The sequence below is a fragment of the Acetobacter sp. AN02 genome (assembly GCF_029759835.1).
Taxonomy (GTDB): domain Bacteria; phylum Pseudomonadota; class Alphaproteobacteria; order Acetobacterales; family Acetobacteraceae; genus Acetobacter.
This window is the reverse complement of sequence record NZ_JAJJND010000058.1, coordinates 1-16,905: the sequence shown is the minus strand read 5'-3', so window position 1 is coordinate 16,905 and position 16,905 is coordinate 1. Positions and strand designations below refer to the sequence as shown.

The window sequence follows — 16,905 nt, the reverse complement described above, 5'->3', positions numbered from 1 at the left end:
ATGATCAGCATCCTGTGAATCACATTTTTAGCCCAATGGGTACCCCGTGAGTCTGATCAAGAAACGGTTGGTATAAAGCCTTGCATGCAAAAGGATTCCGCTACCGTCTTCATGACCGGAAACTGCCAGGGCGGCCTGATATCGTTCTGCCCCGCTGGAAAGCTGCGATTCTGGTTCATGGCTGTTTCTGGCATGGCCATCACTGTCATCTGTTCCGGCTGCCCAGAACTCGGACGGAATTTTGGCGGGCCAAAATCTCCGGCAACAGGGATCGAGATGACAGAAACCGCCAAGCCCTGCTTGAGCAGGGATGGCGGGTCCTTGAAGTCTGGGAATGCGCCATGCGGGGGCCCGCCCGTCTTCCGTGGGAAACGCTACTAGCGGAAACCGTTTCCTGGATCCGGTCTGACAGGAAACTGTACTCTCTTCAGGAAGAAGCTATCCGGCTGGAGAACAGCTCCGGCTTCTAAGATCTCGGAACCGGGTTTCAGCCACTTCCCAAGACACCTGGCTGTCGGAAACCTGCCGAACTTTTTCCAGATCGAATGGTTTGCGGGGTTGGTAATAGTCCCCGTCCCCCAGAACGAGCCATCCACCCAGTCCATGTGCAGACAGGGAAGCCGTTACTTGATCGATTTCTTCTTCACTGGGCGAACGGTGCTCCCCAAGCGTTGCGTGACGGCCGTCCTCGGCAATGATCATCCAGCGCTTCATTTTTTTCCCTTTTCATCAGACACAGATCTGTTCCAGCTTTAGATCCCCAGCCCACAGGCTGCTATTCCCAAGGTCAGTCTGTCCCGTCTTTAACAATCCTGTAAACGAAAAGCTCTTGTCGGCGGATGCGGCAGGACGTCCCGCCGGAAAGAAATTCTGCAAAGGGCTGTCCCCCATCTGCGACCCTTACAAAAACGCCTTCAAAACCTGCTGCGCCCACTAGGCTAGCTAACATGGGAGTCAGGTGGGCAACATCCAATGACAAGAAACTCACCACCTTCTGGTTCCGGGGAGCGACGCTTCAGCAGACAGCTTCCGGCGTTGGTAGGACCGTTGCCAGCATTGCCTTTCGTCTGGTTGCACTCGACATCTTGGAATCTCTTCATGTCGAAAACTATACCCGGAAGCAGGAAAATCCGACCTAATTTCCTAAAATTCTCTGAGAGAAAAGACCAATGCATACACCATGCAGACTACCGCGAATCCTTGATCTCAACAGTCATGATCTCTGTCTGGAAATCCTGTTCTGTGGCAAACATCAGCTTGTGAGAAAGCGAAGGGTGGGCTTGAACGTTGAAAATGTTCTAAGAGCCTGTTTGAAAGATCACGAGTGGGCATTCCTGCACATGAGATTGGTCTCCGCTCTTTAAGCGCAGTTGCTAGTCTTACAAAGACCATGCGCCAAAAACCAATGGTCATTTAATAAATATTAGACATTTTTACTGTACAAGATCCAGTAAATTGAATATAAACCTCAATTATTTCATATAATTCAGTAATTTTAGACATCAATTAAATTCCCCGATCAGGATCTGGGCTTTGGAACCAGATTGATAGATCCTTAATTGTACCTAACCAAGCCCTAAAAAAGACCTGTCCTAATTTGATTCCAAAGGTTTATTTAACGTCTACTCTGATTTAGGATCAAAAGAGTAGGCGCACGCAGTTATCATGCCTATCAGGAAGGATTGGGAGGCCACGGTGGACGAGCACAACTTGAATGCCGAAGTTACCCTGACAGTCCGGTTGTACACTGCCCCATCGCAAAATCTTGCAGGTCACCTGTGCTCAACTACGAGACGCGTAGCAACAAGATGAAGATCAAGGTTCGACAGAAGCTGTTGTACTACTTATTGAGGCTCTTCAAAGTTGATACTGATTTTGGCACGAGGAAGCCGCAAGACCAGAAGATCGCGATATCTCAACAGGAAAGTCATTCATGAAGATCATGGATAGACTGTCCCGCATATTTGGAAGTCGCAAACAGACGGCGAGCGAACTTGAGAGCCATGTTCTTAGACCTTTCGAGATCCGACTGATCGCTGAAGGGAAGCTCGATAGGCTTGTCGAATTTGCGGCATCTTCTCGCCTTCACGCTACTGACCTGCAGGGAGATACACCTCTCCACTTTGCTGCACGTACAGGCAGTCTGGCCGTGTGCGATCTCTTTATTCGGTCAGGCGCTGACCCCGACGCACTGAACCATGATCGACAGACGCCTGCTGAAGTGGCATTTGCCGAAGGCCACGGTCTCGCCTCGCAGCTTCTGTCGTCGCTTGCGGCGCCACCTCGGGAGACAGAAACGCTTAGCCAGAGCCTAGGCTCACTCGCTACCGAGACTGCTGTTGCCGGGCCAGATGCAATTGAGGATTGCCGTTTCACCGTTATTCAGAAGACTGAACCAACCGTTAGGGTTGACGACCTCGATGACCTGTTGAATTTCGAAGCCAAGGCAGAACCAGAGGAATTCTTCAATTACTATGCGGGCGCCACGGCATTCGGGACATTCATAACACTTGCCAGTCCGTCACCTGTGGTTTCGGACAACGAAGCGGCGGACTGGAATCTTGACCTTTCACCTGCGCCGATTGCCGGAGAAGGGATCGGCTCAGACACCTGTACCTCTATAACGATAGATTACGGTGCGGAAAATGACTTCCTGAAGGTCCGCAAGAGTGGCCGAAAATCGAACAAACGCGCAGTCGTCCATACTGGTACGCGGATGTCGATCGACCCGGATTTCTGCCTCATTTGGTCAGAAGAAATTTTGGCCAAGGGCTGCTGCTCCCTTAACGATATCGACCGTCTAGTCGACGCCTGCGAAGGGAACGGTGATTTTGAGGAATTACGTATCAATCTCAAACGCAATTTGGAGGCAGCAGGCTTCGACCTCGAACATGCGACCGGGCACGATATGGATCTATGGTATGTCATCCCGGACATTTCGTCCGATGATCTAGCCGATGCTATCGAGACGGCCCTTACACGTCGAACGCATCTGCCTGGCACACAACGCTTCGTCATGAACAAATCTGACGAACTTCAATTGCTTGAGCCGATGATACGGGCCAAACAGGAACTCCAGCTTAGTATCCTGTCCTCCGAGACCGCTGTCGTAACAATCCTCGACGTCATGAACAGCATCCGCGACGGTTCGCGAGACCCCGCCTCAGTGTCTCTTAGAACTATCATCCCCTCGCGTCAGAACCATGCAGAGACATCCAAAGTAATGGAAGCTGTCGACACCCTGAGGTCGTGGCATACCAGCGGACGGATGCTGGACGGCAAACAACGACGAAAAGCACTCGCCGCGCTCGATGCATTGGATCTTTCTCTGGCATTCCACAAGGAGTTATTTCGTAGACTCCAACAGTTCCCATCGTCTCAAAACGAGGCCAGTACGTTGAAAGCTGAGATACTGGTCTTTGAAGCCGTCAACGAGCGCCTTATCCGCGAGCATCTGCCCTACGTACGGCGTTTTGCGTCGCGGAACGTGGTTGAAGGAGAAGATCCAGAGGACGTCTTTCAAGTAGCGTTCATAGGTTTACAGCGTTCTACAAGACGATTTAACCCAGAACTTGGCTATCGCTTTCTCATCTACGCCACTTACTGGATGCGGCAGGCAATCACGCGATGGCGCGCTGATGAAGGCGCGGCAATCCGCATCCCCGTGCACCGAAACGAGAAGATTACCAAGCTTGATCGTGCCTTGGACAGACTAGACGTCCGAGTCAATGCCATCATTTCCGACTACGAACTCGCCGATGATTTGGAATGGACAATCGACGAAGTTAGAGAATTCCGTAGTATACCACGTGAAGCCGAGTATCCCGCAAGCATCAGCGAGTGGGACAACCTGCTGCCCGAATTTTCAGACGCAGATATCGTCAATCAGGCAGAAACCGAACGGATTGTGGCGGAAGCACTGGCTGACCTGCCGGAACGCCAAGCAGATGTGATCCGGATGCGCTTTGGGATCGAGCGTGAGACCGATATGACCCTTGAGGAGATCGGTCAGATCTACGGAGTGACACGCGAACGCATTCGTCAAATCGAGGCCAAAGCACTCGCCCATCTTGCTCACCCTGGACGCAAAAAGCGTCTCCAAACTCTACTTGGGATGTAATGATATGGGCGTAAGGAATGCTCCGCCTCATGCCGGTTCTATGCTGGAGTCCCTGCGCGGGCTCGGCTACGCGCCTCCCACTGCACTTGCTGATCTCATAGACAATTCCATCGCTGCAAATGCGCGCGACGTCGCCGTTCATCTTGAATGGGCTGGTCCAGAGAGCTGGATAAAAATCGTTGATGACGGTGATGGTATGGACGACGCAGCTCTGGAGGCCGGCATGCGTCTAGGTGCACGCGATCCAAGGTCTGAACGCGCCGCCACAGACCTTGGACGCTTTGGACTAGGTCTGAAGACAGCCAGCTTCTCTCAGGCCCGTCGCCTGACCGTCGCCAGCCGGAAAGAGGGTGGACCAGTCGTTTGTTTACGCTGGGACCTCGATCTTATCGGTCAGGAACCCGCCGCCGAATGGCCCCTCTTCGAGGGACCGGCCCCAGGATCAGAACATCTGCTCGCCCCGCTGGACCAGATGGCCCACGGCACCGTTGTTTTATTGGAAAAGCTAGACCGTATCGTAACTGATGGTTTCACGGCCACCAACATGATCGAACTCGTAGATCACATAGAGGGGCACCTTGCGATGACCTTTCATCGCCTTCTTGATGGCCAGCTGCCCATGCTTCGCTTGTCCCTTAATGGCCGAGGAGTGAAACCATGGGACCCGTACCTTATTGGTCATCCCGGCAAAGCGCTGGAGAGCCCGGAGTATCGGATACTCCACACCACTGGTGTGACTGTGCAATGCAACGTTCTTCCGCATCGTGACATGCTCAAGCCTACAGAACATGAAGCCGCAGCAGGACCCGGAGGATGGACGCAGCAGGAGGGCTTCTACGTCTATCGTAACAGGCGTCTTCTTCTCGCCGGGGGCTGGCTCGGCCTCGGCGACGGCGGCAAGCCATGGCCGCGTGATGAAGCTCACAGACTTGCCCGTATTCGGCTCGACATACCGAACAGCGCGGATGCCGACTGGAAGATCAATGTCCTGAAGTCGACGGCCAGTCCGCCCGTACGACTGCGATCTCAGCTTCACCGTCTGGCAACAGAAACGCGGGTCTCGGCAAGAAGAGTCTTTGCCCACCGGGGTCATGTCACTCCAGCCTCAGGCATAAATTCGAACGCAGGAGTCGAAACTTGGCAAGTACGACGTTCGGCGCAAGGAACATCGTACCGCATCGCTCGCGACCATGACCTTGTCGCCTCGATCTTGGATCGCGCCGGTTCGCTGAAACCCGACATCCTCGCTCTTTTGAGGCTGATCGAGGAGACGGTTCCTGTGCAACGTATCTGGCTGGATACGGCGGAGGACAAGGAGACGCCAAGAACTGGTTTCGCAGGTGCAGCCGACAACGAAGTGAGAGAGATACTGTTGTCAATGTTTGAAGCACTGGTGACGTTCCGTGGTCTCGGCCCAACAGAAGCGCGCGAACGGCTTGGCCGTACACCCCCATTTGATCGACACCCAGATCTTGTTGCTGCCCTCGGAGTAAAAGATACGCAATGACGATTTCAAACCAGAAAGCCTTCGACTCAATCCTTTCCATGGCCCAGAACATGCTCCGCCTCTCCGCGGAACGCGCTCAAAGCGCTGTTACGCCGGAAATGATCGAGAAGGAGCTGACCAAGCTGTCGATCATGATGGAAGACGATTTCGCCCTTGTTGATCGGGACGCACTCGCCGACGAACTGATCCGGCGTTCAAGCCGCACAGTGGGCGAGAACGCTACCCTGTCGAACGGTGAGGACCATATCGCTTGGCTTGATGCAGAAAGGAAGAAGGACTGGACCTATTGGCGGCGCTACTCAGAATATATGGAGACACGCATCCCTTGGACGGCCCTCGACGCCCTTGACGTTTCAACCGACGAAGTCCTTTCACAGCTCGAGGACCCGACCCGGGAAGGCGCCTGGGATCGTCGCGGACTGGTCGTGGGCCATGTTCAGTCGGGAAAGACTGGCAATTATACCGGACTGATCTGCAAAGCAGCCGACGCCGGTTACAAGATCATCATCGTGCTTGCTGGCCTGCATAACAACCTGAGAGCCCAGACCCAGATCCGCTTGGACGAGGGGTTTCTAGGTTTCGCCACCATCGCAGATGCTGATGAGCTCCCAGCAGTGGGGGTAGGACTGATCGACAAGGACATGTCGGTCCGTCCCAATGCTGCAACCAATCGGAGCGACAAAGGCGACTTCAATACAGCCGTTGCAGCGAAGATGAATATTAGTCCGGAACAGCGACCGTGGTTGTTCGTCGTCAAAAAGAACAAGACGGTGCTGGAGCGCCTGCTGCACTGGATCCGGAACCGTGTAGCTAATCATATCAACCCTGAAACAGGCCGGAAGCTCGTCACCAACCTGCCGCTTCTGGTTATCGACGACGAGTCAGACCATGGATCGGTGGACACCGGTGAGGATGTCGTCGACGAGTCCGGCATCCCAGATCTCGAGCATCAGCCGAAGACAATCAACAGGTTGATCCGGTCTATCCTTCATCACTTCTCGCGAAAAGCTTATATCGGCTACACGGCGACACCCTTTGCTAATATTTTCATTCATGACCGCGGGGAGACCGAGAAGCACGGACCAGACCTCTTTCCGGCATCCTTCATCACCAACCTCGCAGCCCCATCAAACTATGTCGGACCTGGCCGTGTCTTCGGATCGGCTTCCAGCACACCTGAAGAGCTGCCACTTGTTCGCCCCTTGATGGAAGATGAATTCCAGCCCTGGATGCCCAGCAAGACCACGACTTCTCCAGAAATCAAGCCACACAAAAACGGGCATCAGCCACGCTGGAAAGGTGAGGATCGTGTACCCGATTCGCTCGCAGAGGCGATCCGTTCCTTCCTCTATGCCTGTGCCGTGAGGAAGCTACGCGGACAGGGGAGCAGACATTCGTCGATGCTTATCCACGTCACCCGTTTCACCTCGGTGCAGAGCGCCGTCGTTAACCAGGTTACAGAGTATGTGCGAGAGCTGAAGGGACGTTATACCCGCAGCATTGAGCTTGCGGAGCTCGAGAAGCTCATGCGCGCGGAATATCAGGAAACCTTTCTTCCAGGGATGCAGGATATCCGTTCTGCCCTCGTTGAAGGCGAAACGCTGAAGGATTTCTCGTGGGCAGACATTCGGGCTGTCCTACCCGACGTGCTGTCAGACATTCGTGTCCGGGAGATCAATGGTACGGCCAAGGACGCACTCGACTACTCCGAAAATGATGGCACTGGCCTCAAGGTGATTGCCATAGGCGGTGACAAACTGGCACGTGGCCTGACGCTCGAAGGTCTCTGCACGAGCTACTTCCTTCGAACCGCACGTATGTACGATACGCTTATGCAGATGGGACGATGGTTCGGTTACCGTGATGGTTATCTTGATGTCTGCCGCCTCTACACATCGGAGGAAATGGTGGAGTGGTTCGGTCACATCGCCGATGCCGCAGAAGAGCTCCGTCAGGAGTTTGACAACATGGTTGCGGCGGGCGCCACGCCAAAACAGTTTGGTCTGCGAGTAAAATCACATTCCGTGCTGACAGTGACGTCTCGGGCCAAAATGAGAAACGCTCGCACGATGCAGCTGACTTATTCGGGCGACCTTCTGCAGACCATCGTGTTTCCCAACCGTAACAATGACATCACTGCAAACTTCACGGCCGCGAATAGGTTCATCAATACACTCGGTCCATCGACGGATCTGAACGATCAGTATTTCGTTCCACAAGGTCAAAAGTGGAACGGTCACCTCTGGCGGAATGTATCAGCTCTGAATGTCATCTCGTTTCTCAGGGACTACAGGACTCACTCCGCCAGCTTCAGAATCATGAGTCCGCTGATTGCGGACTTCATTGAAGAGATGAACAAGGATGGCGAGCTCACGAGCTGGACCATCGCGTTGATCGGGAAGGACAGCGGTCCGGACGACAAACACCGCACGCTAGGTGGTTGTTCAGTAAATATGCTTCAGCGAAAACGCACGACCGAGCATCCGGATCGATACTCGATCAAGACCCTGATCTCACCACGCGATCAGGCCATCGATCTAACCGAGGCAGAATGGAAGGCAGCGCTCGATCTCAGCCGCAAAACCTGGCGCAACGATACGGATCGAAACGAAGGCAAGGAGCCACCGTCCGAACCGAGAGGCCCACAGATCCGTTACATACTTGGCGAAGGTGTCACCGAAATGGGTATTCCGTCCCGCCGGGAACGCGGTCTGCTCATGCTCTATCTGCTTGATCCTGTAGGTGCGGGTGTCGATGAACTGAAGAATGCCGATCCCGTCGTTGCCTGGGCCATCAGTTTCCCGTCAAGCACTTCCGAGAGAAAGGTCTCCAACTCCAGATACATCGCCAACAGCGTACTATGGGGGGGGATCAATGACTGGGTGGACTGAAGAGGGGCTTGTTCGTGCCTGGCGAGCGCTCGCCAGGCAGGCAACAGTGGAAGACTGGCGATTTGTGCATCTCACCGATGTGGGTACGGTCTCGATTGAGGCAGGTTGTCAGTTTCCACTTGGGCGGGAGGCACTGATTGTCTCCTTTCCAGGATTATGGCCGGTGAGCCCGGAAAGGCTTCCTGAAGGTAAGGGCTTCGACGTCTCCTGCATCAAGGAGCAGACCTTATTTGCAGGTAGAACGGCGATTGCTCTCGTCAGACGGCCAGAAGGCTCACCCGACATCTTCGCCATCATGGTTGTGGATGTTCTGAGAACTTTGGAGACAGCAGCCAATAACGCGGACTGCGACGTTATGGAAGCTTTCCTCAATCGGGTCAAAGAGTGGCAGGCTTTCATGGCTCGAACACACCGCCCCCTTTCGTCCGACGCTCAGATTGGCCTGCTCGGCGAACTTTGGATGCTCAGAGAGCTGGCGCACACCTCCCTTGGGGCAGGTGCTCTCGACTGCTGGCAGGGACCGTTGCGGGCAGCGCAGGACTTTCACATTCGAGGAGGCGCGGTAGAAGTGAAGAGCACAACCCGGGCCGGCAGTTTCCTCGCGCGGATCAACAGCATAGAACAGCTCGATGGTGATCGGACGCCTATCTTCCTGTGCGCCTTCCGCTTCGAAGAATGCATCGATGGTGTCTCGCTCGCCAGTCTTGTCACGGCACTCCGAGAAAAGTTCCGACTGGCCGGAGTACAACGCGGTTTCGAAGCATTGCTCATGGTGATGGGATACCTAGACGAGCATGCAGGGCTTTACGGACGCATACTGACATTAAAGGACGTGAGGGCATTCCTTGCGGAAGGTGACATGCCCCGCCTCAAGCGCACTATGCTCTCACCCGCCATCCGCTCGGCTGCCTACGTACTCGACCTCGACGCGCTCGAAATACCCTCGGTCGGGCTCCGGGAAGTGATAAATGAATTTGGACTAGTTTAACATGAGCCTCGAAGAATTTCACCATAACTTTCGTTCCGACATGCAAACCATTGTTGCCGAGCGAGTAGAGGATGGCGAAGGCCCATTCCCTTCGGATGAACTTGTCTTTGCAGAGATGGTCATGGAGCATGTCGCAGAAGCCGGGATCTGCGAGGCACCAACAGTTTGCCATTGGAGTGGCAAGGTCGGTAACGCGAAACTCCGCATTACGGGCTATGCGCTCAGCTCTGATGAAACGGCCCTCGATCTCTTCGTGACCCACTATTTCGGGACCGAGGAACTGAACGGTTTAAAGGACTCGGATGCCACCGCTACTGCCAGCGAAGGTGTTCGCTTTTTATTCCGTGCAGCAACCGGCAGCCTTGATGCAAGGGTCGATCCTACCCATCCAGTCAGGGACCTTGTGGCAACCATTCGTTCTCGCTGGGGCGACATCGACCGACTTCGCGTGTTCGTGATTACAGATGGCAAGATCAAGACCAAGCGGTTCTCGAACAAGGAAGTTCACCAGAAGATGGTAGCCGTTGAGGCCATGGACATAGAGAGGCTCTACCGTCACACCGAGGGCAAACCACGAGACGAGTTGGCTGTTAGTTTCGTCCAGTCGATTGGTCGAGCACTGCCCTGCGTCCACGTCCCAGATCCCGATGCTGATTATGAGTATGCCCTTACCGCCATACCCGGGCAGCTCATTCGGGATCTCTATCTGCGCTATGGAACGACATTGCTCGAAGCCAACATTCGCACTTTTTTAGGCAACAAACGTACGGCCAACAAGGGTATCGTCGAAACATTGCGAAAGGAGCCAGAACACTTTCTCGCCTTCAACAATGGGCTCGTGCTTGTCTGCGACGAAGCTGCGTTTGAGCGGACTGCCGACGGGAATTTAGGCCTGTCTTTCCTGAAGGGCCTGCAAATAGTGAACGGTGGCCAGACGACCTCGACCATCTACTTCTCATCCCGCGACGATCGCACGATCGATCTCAGCCATGTGATGGTCCCGGCCAAGATTATCATCCTCAAAGAATCACAGGACGAAGCACGCGAAAGACTTATCAGCAATGTGTCCCGCTATGCCAATAGTCAGAACGCGGTAAAAATATCCGACTTGTCGGCAAACCGTCCTTTCCATCGAGAGCTTGAAAAACTTGCGAACGGCACTTGGTGTCCCGATGGTGCTACACGATGGTTCTATGAGCGAGCAGCTGGCGCATACAATGTCATGATTCTGAGAGAAGGCACCACGCCGGCCAAGAGGCGAAACCTAAAGGAGATGATCCCGCCAAAACGCAAACTGACCAAGAACGACATCGCAAAGTACCACGAAGCGTGGCGCGGCAAGCCAAATCAAGTCGCAATGGCTGGCGAAAAAAACTTTGCAGCGTTCATGGCTGCGCTCGATGATGATCCCACTATTGTTCCCAGCCCGCTCGACGCCCAGTGGTATCGAGCAATGATCGCTAAGGTCATTCTGTTCAAGGCGATCGAGAGCATGATCAAAACGAGGGAGGCGAAAGAGGTGTTCCGCCAAGGTTGGGTGAACATCGCCACCTATGTCGTTTCGGTGGTCGCGGACCGACTTGGCGACAAGCTCGACCTCGAGCAGATCTGGATGCGGCAAGGGATTTCATCTGGTCTGCGGGACCTGCTTTGGGACTGGGCCGTTATCGTAAACGCCGAGTTCAACAGGATCGCCCCAGGTCAGCAGATTTCGGAAGTAGCGAAGCGTGCAAACACGTGGGAAAAAGTGAGAGCCACCGAATTTGCGCCGCCCGGCAAGAGAATAAGTGAGATCAAGTCTCTCTGAACTAAAAGCAGTGCACCAGCATACCAGAAACGAAACAGGATTTATTAAAGTTCTGCGGTCCGACGGAATATTCCCTCAGAAATCTCGAGGACGGTGCAATCTACTGTCAGCACTATTCGGCCTATAATGGCCCATTTGAATTCTGGAGCGAAATTCATGAAGAAGTTTCCGACGCAAAGCGCGAACCTGAACGCTTTGTGGCGGCTCTCCAGGCATGGGGCGTGGAAGGTTGTTCATCTCAAGACGAGAACTTGATTGCGTATTTTGATGAATGCAAAGATTCTCAACCACAGTTCCAAGAAATAAGAAATAAATTAAGAATCGCATGTTTAGGTTCGCAACGAGACAACCTTCTTATACAGTCTCACTATGCAGACGATCTTAGGGGTTTTTGTATTGTATTTGATGAGAGCTTGGTCACCAAAGCCGAACCAGAAGGTTATGTTATGGACATTGCCTACATTGATGCGCCACCAACTTTAGATAGTTTCGTCTACGCGATCACTCGGGACCAATAATGGTATCATCAGATAGCGATTGAGGAGACGAGAACAAGAGTCCAGTATTTGGGGAAGACAGACGAAATAAGCTGGATTCCACTTTGCGAACAGGCTTGTGGAGAAGCATTACGGCAATTTAGCTTTGCAGAAAAATCTAAGGAGTGGAAATATGAAGGAGGACGACGTCTTCTGTTTCAATCGCTGCAGAGCAACGCCGATCCGATCTTTAGGCCGTACCCGCACGAGGCGATCAAGGAAGTCATTCTGAGCGAGCGTATGGTGAACGATTATCAAGTGAGAATTTTTGCCGTGATGAAAAAACTCTACCCTGAAGTTCCGGTGAGAATGGCTCGTCGTGCGAAAGGTGCGTACACTTTAGTTATCGATTAATGTTCCTATCGCCAGCTAGCAGGCTTTTAAACACCAGCCGCGCGATTTGCTTTGCCAAGAACGGCGGCACAGCGTTTCCAACTTGGACGTACTGCTGTGTCCGATTACCCAAAAACAAATAGTCGTCAGGGAAGGTCTGTAAACGAGCTGCCTCACGAACGGTTAGGCTGCGGCACTGGATCGGATCAGGATGGATAAAGTAGTGGCCATCTTTGGAAATGTGGCTCGTAACAGTGGTCGATGACTCGTTCGCTAATTGAACCCGGAAACGGTCGTTAAAGACACCGCTGTGCCAATTGCGGTGGTCTGGGCTGAGTACCAAAGGAAAGTCAGCGGCTTTCGGGCTGTAGCCACGGACGATCCCGAACACGGAAGCAAACAGGTAGCGGCCCAAATCCGAAGCCATATGCCCACGCGTCTCGTGCTGAGCAATCGCGCGTAGTTCCGTTCGCTCGATCCATTCCAGCAACTTATCTTTTGAAGTCCCATAGCCTTCCGGCAACCGTGAAGTCGCCCGAAGAGTAGGCATATTTTCCTTTGCTTGTTCTGAGACAGCCAGAAACTCTTCACGGAGCGTACGGTTACCTTTCCCCTTGCAGACGCCGGCCAGTAATGTCGATGCGTCCAAGACTTCTCTTCGCCAAGCGACCGCATCGTCGAGCCCCCGGCTGAGGCCGCTTCGTAAGGCCGGCATCGTTTCGATGACATCGCGGACGGTCCGCGCCCTTTTCGATACAGTGATCTCCGCATCCGCATTCTGCCTTGCGATGTCCGAACGGATGCCGACGATGATTACCCTGTGGCGACGCTGCGGAACCCCGAAAGCCTCGGCGCGCACGATAAAATCGGAAGGCTGGGCTGCCTCATGGAGGCTGACCTTGCCATCCTCAACTCGAACGGCACGAAGTTCATAATGATGAGCGTGATTCGTGCCAAGCGAGGACAGGTCATCCATCAGCATCTCAAAGACAAGTCGACTCTCAACTGTCGACGAAAGCATGCCCTTAACATTTTCCATCACAAAGATGGCCGGACGAAGCTTGTCGAGGACGCGGATGTACTCGCGAAATAAATAGTGCCGTGCATCCTCTTCAGGGACATAGCCTACCTTACCTCTGGAGCGGACACGCCCCACCAAGGAATAGGCTTGGCACGGCGGCCCACCGATTAGGATCGTGTCGTCATATTTCCGTTTCAGCGTCGCGATGGCGCCATCTATAGTGCTCGTCGCAGCCTCTGTACCGAGTTCAAGTGCGCGGGCTTCTTCAATGGCCTGCTGCCACGCTCGAGCGTCGATGGCTGACCAGTCTGGTTCGGGTACCTGCCCGGCATGAAAATCAATGAACTCTTTCGGCAAGATGCCATGATGCGCACGGTATTCACGTAGGAACGCACGCAGCATCAAGGTACGATGGGCCGACGCCTCCTTCTCGACCGAAATGCCGATCCGGAACGGCGCATGGCCGTCCTCAACGAGGGACGCAAATCCTTCGCCAAGTCCGCCGGGACCGGCAAACAAATCGACAATTCCGAAAGTGGATGGCAAATCAGGCTCCTAATAAGTTTCTTTCAGCCGCTGTATACTAGATTTTATGACGAAAACCAGGGCGATGTGACCCAACTTATGGGTCAACAGCCCGTCTCTAGATGAAGCTATAAATTAGGAAAAAGAACACTAACGCCAAGCCGATTTCCACATGGGCCTTATACGCAAGGTTTCCGCTTCCAACTTTATTCGGGGGAGCCGGAGCAAGCGTCGCTTCAACCGAACGCTCAGGACTAAAGTTCTTAATTTCATTCCTCCCCAGCACCCCTCAGAACCTTGAGAGCAGGATATTCCCGCGGCTGCGGGAGCGGCGTTCATATCCACAGCGCCGCAGCACCGGAAAAACATCCTGGACCCACCGCCCATGCTCGGTGTCTTCCATGATGATATGATCAGGCCACAACGCTGCTGGCGCCTCGCGGAAAAACGGCAGCAGCGCCCGGTCTTCGTAGCCTTCGATGTCGATCTTCAGAACATGCACGGCGGTCACATCGCAGGCCTGCAGAATGTCCAGAAGCGGCCGGATCCGCACCGCAGCACCGTGCCCCGCACCAATCCGACCGCCGCCGAAATCCCCGTTCACCTGCACGAGCTGACCAGAACCCTCCTGATCGCCCACAGCCACACGCAAGAGATCGGCCCGCATCCCGTTCAGCCTCATATTGGTCGTCAGCCGCTCGAACAGGACCGGGTTCGGCTCAACGGCGATGACGCGGGCTTCCCGCTGGGCGGCATAGAGGGAGAAGAACCCCATATTCGCGCCCACATCCACAAACGTCCCACCTTTCGGCAGATGACGCCGCAGCCATTTCAGCTCGCGATGATTGTAGCACGCGCCACACACCGCTGATTTTGCATCCGTCTGGTTGTCCTGCGGATAAAACCGTACTTTCAGCCCGAACAGGGTCGCATCGACAGGACCTGAGGCGCAGTCTCGTTTGAACCGTTCCATGAACGGCCGACGCAGACGGCTGTATCCCAATGGCGTGTTGAAGAAGACTTTCCGGATCTTCTTCTGCACGTCCGTCAACGGATAGGACCCAAAAGGAAGGGCACGCGTGAGGCTGTGCCCGTCCAGCACAACGTGCTCAGAAGACGGCTCTGAGTATTCTAACATAAGAGATGATGACCGTATGGAAGAGAGCAACGGGGCTTCGATGAAGCAAACGGCAGATTCAGGACGCGCTGTGTCCGATGGACCGCTCCGTCACAGCTTCCCGACCTCGCGGCAGAGCTGGAGCAGACCGCCCATCCGCTGCTGCAGCACGGCGCCCAGCACCATCACGCCCTCCAGCAGGCGCGCACCTTCCGTATCCGCCCGCAGGCTCTCCAGCCGCCCTTTGAGCAGCGCATGCTCGATCTCGATCAGACGCAGCACGTCGTGCAGGCCGGCATGCAGGTCCTCGAGGCCGGCTGGACGGGGTGGTGGCAACAGTGGATCTTCAGGCATGACAATCCCTTGGACAAAAATGTCGGTTTCATGCGAGGATCTGACGATGACGAGTCACGGGCCACGCAACATTTCGATGCCAAGAGATACGGTTTTCCGACTTACATATCAAGCGGAATATCGTATTCATGCCTCATTTCCGAATGAGGACCCTCCGCGTGCCCCGACATTCCAGGCGAAAGCGTAAACTCATGGACGACCAGATCCGCGTGATGCGCGAGCGCGGCGAGCGCCTCCGCGAAGCGGCCCAGAGTATTGGCATCACCCATGCCGCCAAGGCAGCGGGCGTGCCGTATACGACCCTGAGGGATTACATGAATGGCGGGGAGATGAAATTCTCCGCCCTTGCGTCACTGACCCGGGTCTGCGGCGTGTCCCTGGACTGGATCGCCTTTGGCACGGCTGGCGGCTCACCTTCCGGGGTGACAGCGGTCCAGACCACCTCGACGCGTCAGATCGTCGTGCCCTGGTATGATCATCATGAAGACGGTCTGCGGATTGGTCGTGACTGGTTGCAAAGCGTGATCCCCCGGGACCTCACGTCCCTCTGCCTCATCAGCAATGCAGGCGATGCGATGGAACCGACCCTGTCCTCAGGTGATCTGGTCATCGTGGACCGGAGCGTCACGACCGTGACGGGCAGCGCGCTCTATGCGCTGGAGAGCGCTGGCACTGTTCTGATCCGTCGTCTTGATCCCAAACTTGGTGGTGGCGTCCGGGTGATTGCTGACAATCATCGCTACCCGCCCCAGGAGGTCGAGGCTGATCGCCTGGACTGCTTCAAGCTGCTCGGCGAAGTGGTCTGGATCGGCGGCGTACCTCATCCCTGAGGCGTTCTTGATATACGGGAACCTGTTTTTCGAAGCAGGCGTATATTCGTATTGACGATAGGCGGGAAATCGTAGATCATCAGGTTCGTTGAGTTCATCGTGTGTGCAGGGCCGTCCTGCCGCACAGGAACTGCAAGGAGCTGCGATGATGTCTCTGTCCCGTTGTGTCTTCCGGTCTGGCCCCTGTTCTTGCCTGTCAGGGGACGCCTGACATGGTCGTGTCTCTCCTTCTTGTGCTGATCGTTCTTCTCCTGCTCGTTCTGGCCCTGGGTTCGTCGGTCCGGCTGTTCGCGTGGCTGAAGGCGCGCGACATCCTGCCTCCTGCGGCGCTGATGCTGGGCACGGCATTGGTGATCCGGGTCGTCTTCCACGCCCACTGGGGGAGATAAGCGCTCATGACGTCTTCAACAGACGGCCTCTACAGCGAGGCGACCGAAGCAAAACGCGCGGCCCGTCTGGCTGCCTATCTCGAAGAGTATGGTGCCGAGGAAGACGAGACGCGGCTTCTGCTGAGATATGTCTCGTGGTTCGGAGCGGGCGCATGTCTTTTGTGCGGCATCGCCCTGGCTCTGCCCTGGCATCCGCTCTTTGCATTCGTTGTGGGCATGAGCTGTTGGACGGCTCCGCGAGAACCATTGCTTCGAAAACTGAAAGCCGCTGAAGACCGCCGCAGGCTTCGCGGGCTGGACTGAGTTTACACAAAAGAGAGCCCCTCTGCTGTTGAAGGCAGAGGGGGAAGCCAGGTAGCTGAAGACCGGGATGCATCGTCCGGGTCTGAGGGCATTTTCAAACCTTCCTAATACCAACCGTTGATTGCTAGAACCTATGTGCCCAATTGCGCAGTCCGATTGACATGATGCGCCAAGGTTGTTCGAC

The 16,905-nt window shown here is 54.7% G+C and carries 14 protein-coding genes; 11 read left to right on the top strand and 3 right to left on the bottom strand.

Annotated features, from left to right (window positions below; genetic code table 11):
- Window positions 1–80: 80 nt before the first annotated feature.
- The 8 genes from LOC54_RS08115 (at window position 81) to LOC54_RS08080 (ending at window position 12,203) form a co-directional block, all read left to right on the top strand.
- Window positions 81–470, top strand: coding sequence for a DNA mismatch endonuclease Vsr (locus LOC54_RS08115; RefSeq protein ID WP_279313321.1), 390 nt, complete (start codon window positions 81–83; stop codon window positions 468–470).
- Between the two features lie 1,463 nt (window positions 471–1,933).
- On the top strand, window positions 1,934–4,120 hold the full coding sequence (locus tag LOC54_RS08110) for a sigma-70 family RNA polymerase sigma factor (protein WP_279313320.1): 2,187 nt from the start codon (window positions 1,934–1,936) through the stop codon (window positions 4,118–4,120).
- Between the two features lie 40 nt (window positions 4,121–4,160).
- Entirely contained in the window at window positions 4,161–5,627 is a 1,467-nt protein-coding gene (locus LOC54_RS08105; protein WP_279313319.1) for an ATP-binding protein, read from the top strand.
- The gene (locus LOC54_RS08100; protein WP_279313318.1) at window positions 5,624–8,518 is read left to right on the top strand and encodes a Z1 domain-containing protein; all 2,895 of its coding nucleotides are present in this window, start codon (window positions 5,624–5,626) and stop codon (window positions 8,516–8,518) included. The genes LOC54_RS08105 and LOC54_RS08100 overlap by 4 nt, the downstream gene beginning before the upstream one ends.
- Window positions 8,502–9,506, top strand: coding sequence for a PD-(D/E)XK motif protein (locus LOC54_RS08095; protein ID WP_279313317.1), 1,005 nt, complete (start codon window positions 8,502–8,504; stop codon window positions 9,504–9,506). Before LOC54_RS08100 ends, LOC54_RS08095 begins: the two co-directional genes overlap by 17 nt.
- 1 nt (window position 9,507) lies before the next feature.
- The gene (locus LOC54_RS08090; protein ID WP_279313316.1) at window positions 9,508–11,313 is read left to right on the top strand and encodes an AIPR family protein; all 1,806 of its coding nucleotides are present in this window, start codon (window positions 9,508–9,510) and stop codon (window positions 11,311–11,313) included.
- A 197-nt stretch (window positions 11,314–11,510) separates the two neighbouring features.
- Window positions 11,511–11,831 carry a hypothetical protein gene (locus tag LOC54_RS08085; RefSeq protein WP_279313315.1) on the top strand — a complete coding sequence of 107 codons (321 nt, stop codon included), beginning with the start codon at window positions 11,511–11,513 and terminating at the stop codon, window positions 11,829–11,831.
- 48 nt (window positions 11,832–11,879) lie between these two features.
- Entirely contained in the window at window positions 11,880–12,203 is a 324-nt protein-coding gene (locus LOC54_RS08080) for a hypothetical protein (RefSeq protein ID WP_139312962.1), read from the top strand.
- Here LOC54_RS08080 and LOC54_RS08075 read toward each other — a convergent pair.
- The 3 genes from LOC54_RS08075 to LOC54_RS08065 all read right to left on the bottom strand — a co-directional run bounded on the left by LOC54_RS08075 (window position 12,193) and on the right by LOC54_RS08065 (window position 15,127).
- Window positions 12,193–13,749, bottom strand: a complete 1,557-nt coding sequence (locus LOC54_RS08075) for a DNA cytosine methyltransferase (protein ID WP_279313314.1) — start codon at window positions 13,747–13,749, stop codon at window positions 12,193–12,195. The two genes, LOC54_RS08080 and LOC54_RS08075, sit on opposite strands and share 11 nt — an antisense overlap.
- Window positions 13,750–14,017: 268 nt before the next feature.
- Window positions 14,018–14,866 (bottom strand): FkbM family methyltransferase, encoded by an 849-nt coding sequence (locus LOC54_RS08070; protein ID WP_279313313.1) that lies wholly within the window; start codon window positions 14,864–14,866, stop codon window positions 14,018–14,020.
- Between the two features lie 90 nt (window positions 14,867–14,956).
- Window positions 14,957–15,127, bottom strand: coding sequence for a hypothetical protein (locus LOC54_RS08065; RefSeq protein ID WP_279313312.1), 171 nt, complete (start codon window positions 15,125–15,127; stop codon window positions 14,957–14,959).
- A gap of 263 nt (window positions 15,128–15,390) precedes the next feature.
- On the opposite strand from LOC54_RS08065, the gene LOC54_RS08060 reads away from it, so the two are divergent.
- The 3 genes from LOC54_RS08060 to LOC54_RS08050 all read left to right on the top strand — a co-directional run bounded on the left by LOC54_RS08060 (window position 15,391) and on the right by LOC54_RS08050 (window position 16,721).
- Window positions 15,391–16,029, top strand: a complete 639-nt coding sequence (locus LOC54_RS08060) for a LexA family transcriptional regulator (RefSeq protein ID WP_279313311.1) — start codon at window positions 15,391–15,393, stop codon at window positions 16,027–16,029.
- 212 nt (window positions 16,030–16,241) lie between these two features.
- On the top strand, window positions 16,242–16,418 hold the full coding sequence (locus LOC54_RS08055; RefSeq protein ID WP_224777768.1) for a hypothetical protein: 177 nt from the start codon (window positions 16,242–16,244) through the stop codon (window positions 16,416–16,418).
- Window positions 16,419–16,424: 6 nt separating this feature from the next.
- Complete coding sequence (locus LOC54_RS08050) at window positions 16,425–16,721, top strand: hypothetical protein (protein WP_010504032.1); 297 nt, start codon at window positions 16,425–16,427, stop codon at window positions 16,719–16,721.
- Window positions 16,722–16,905: the final 184 nt, after the last annotated feature.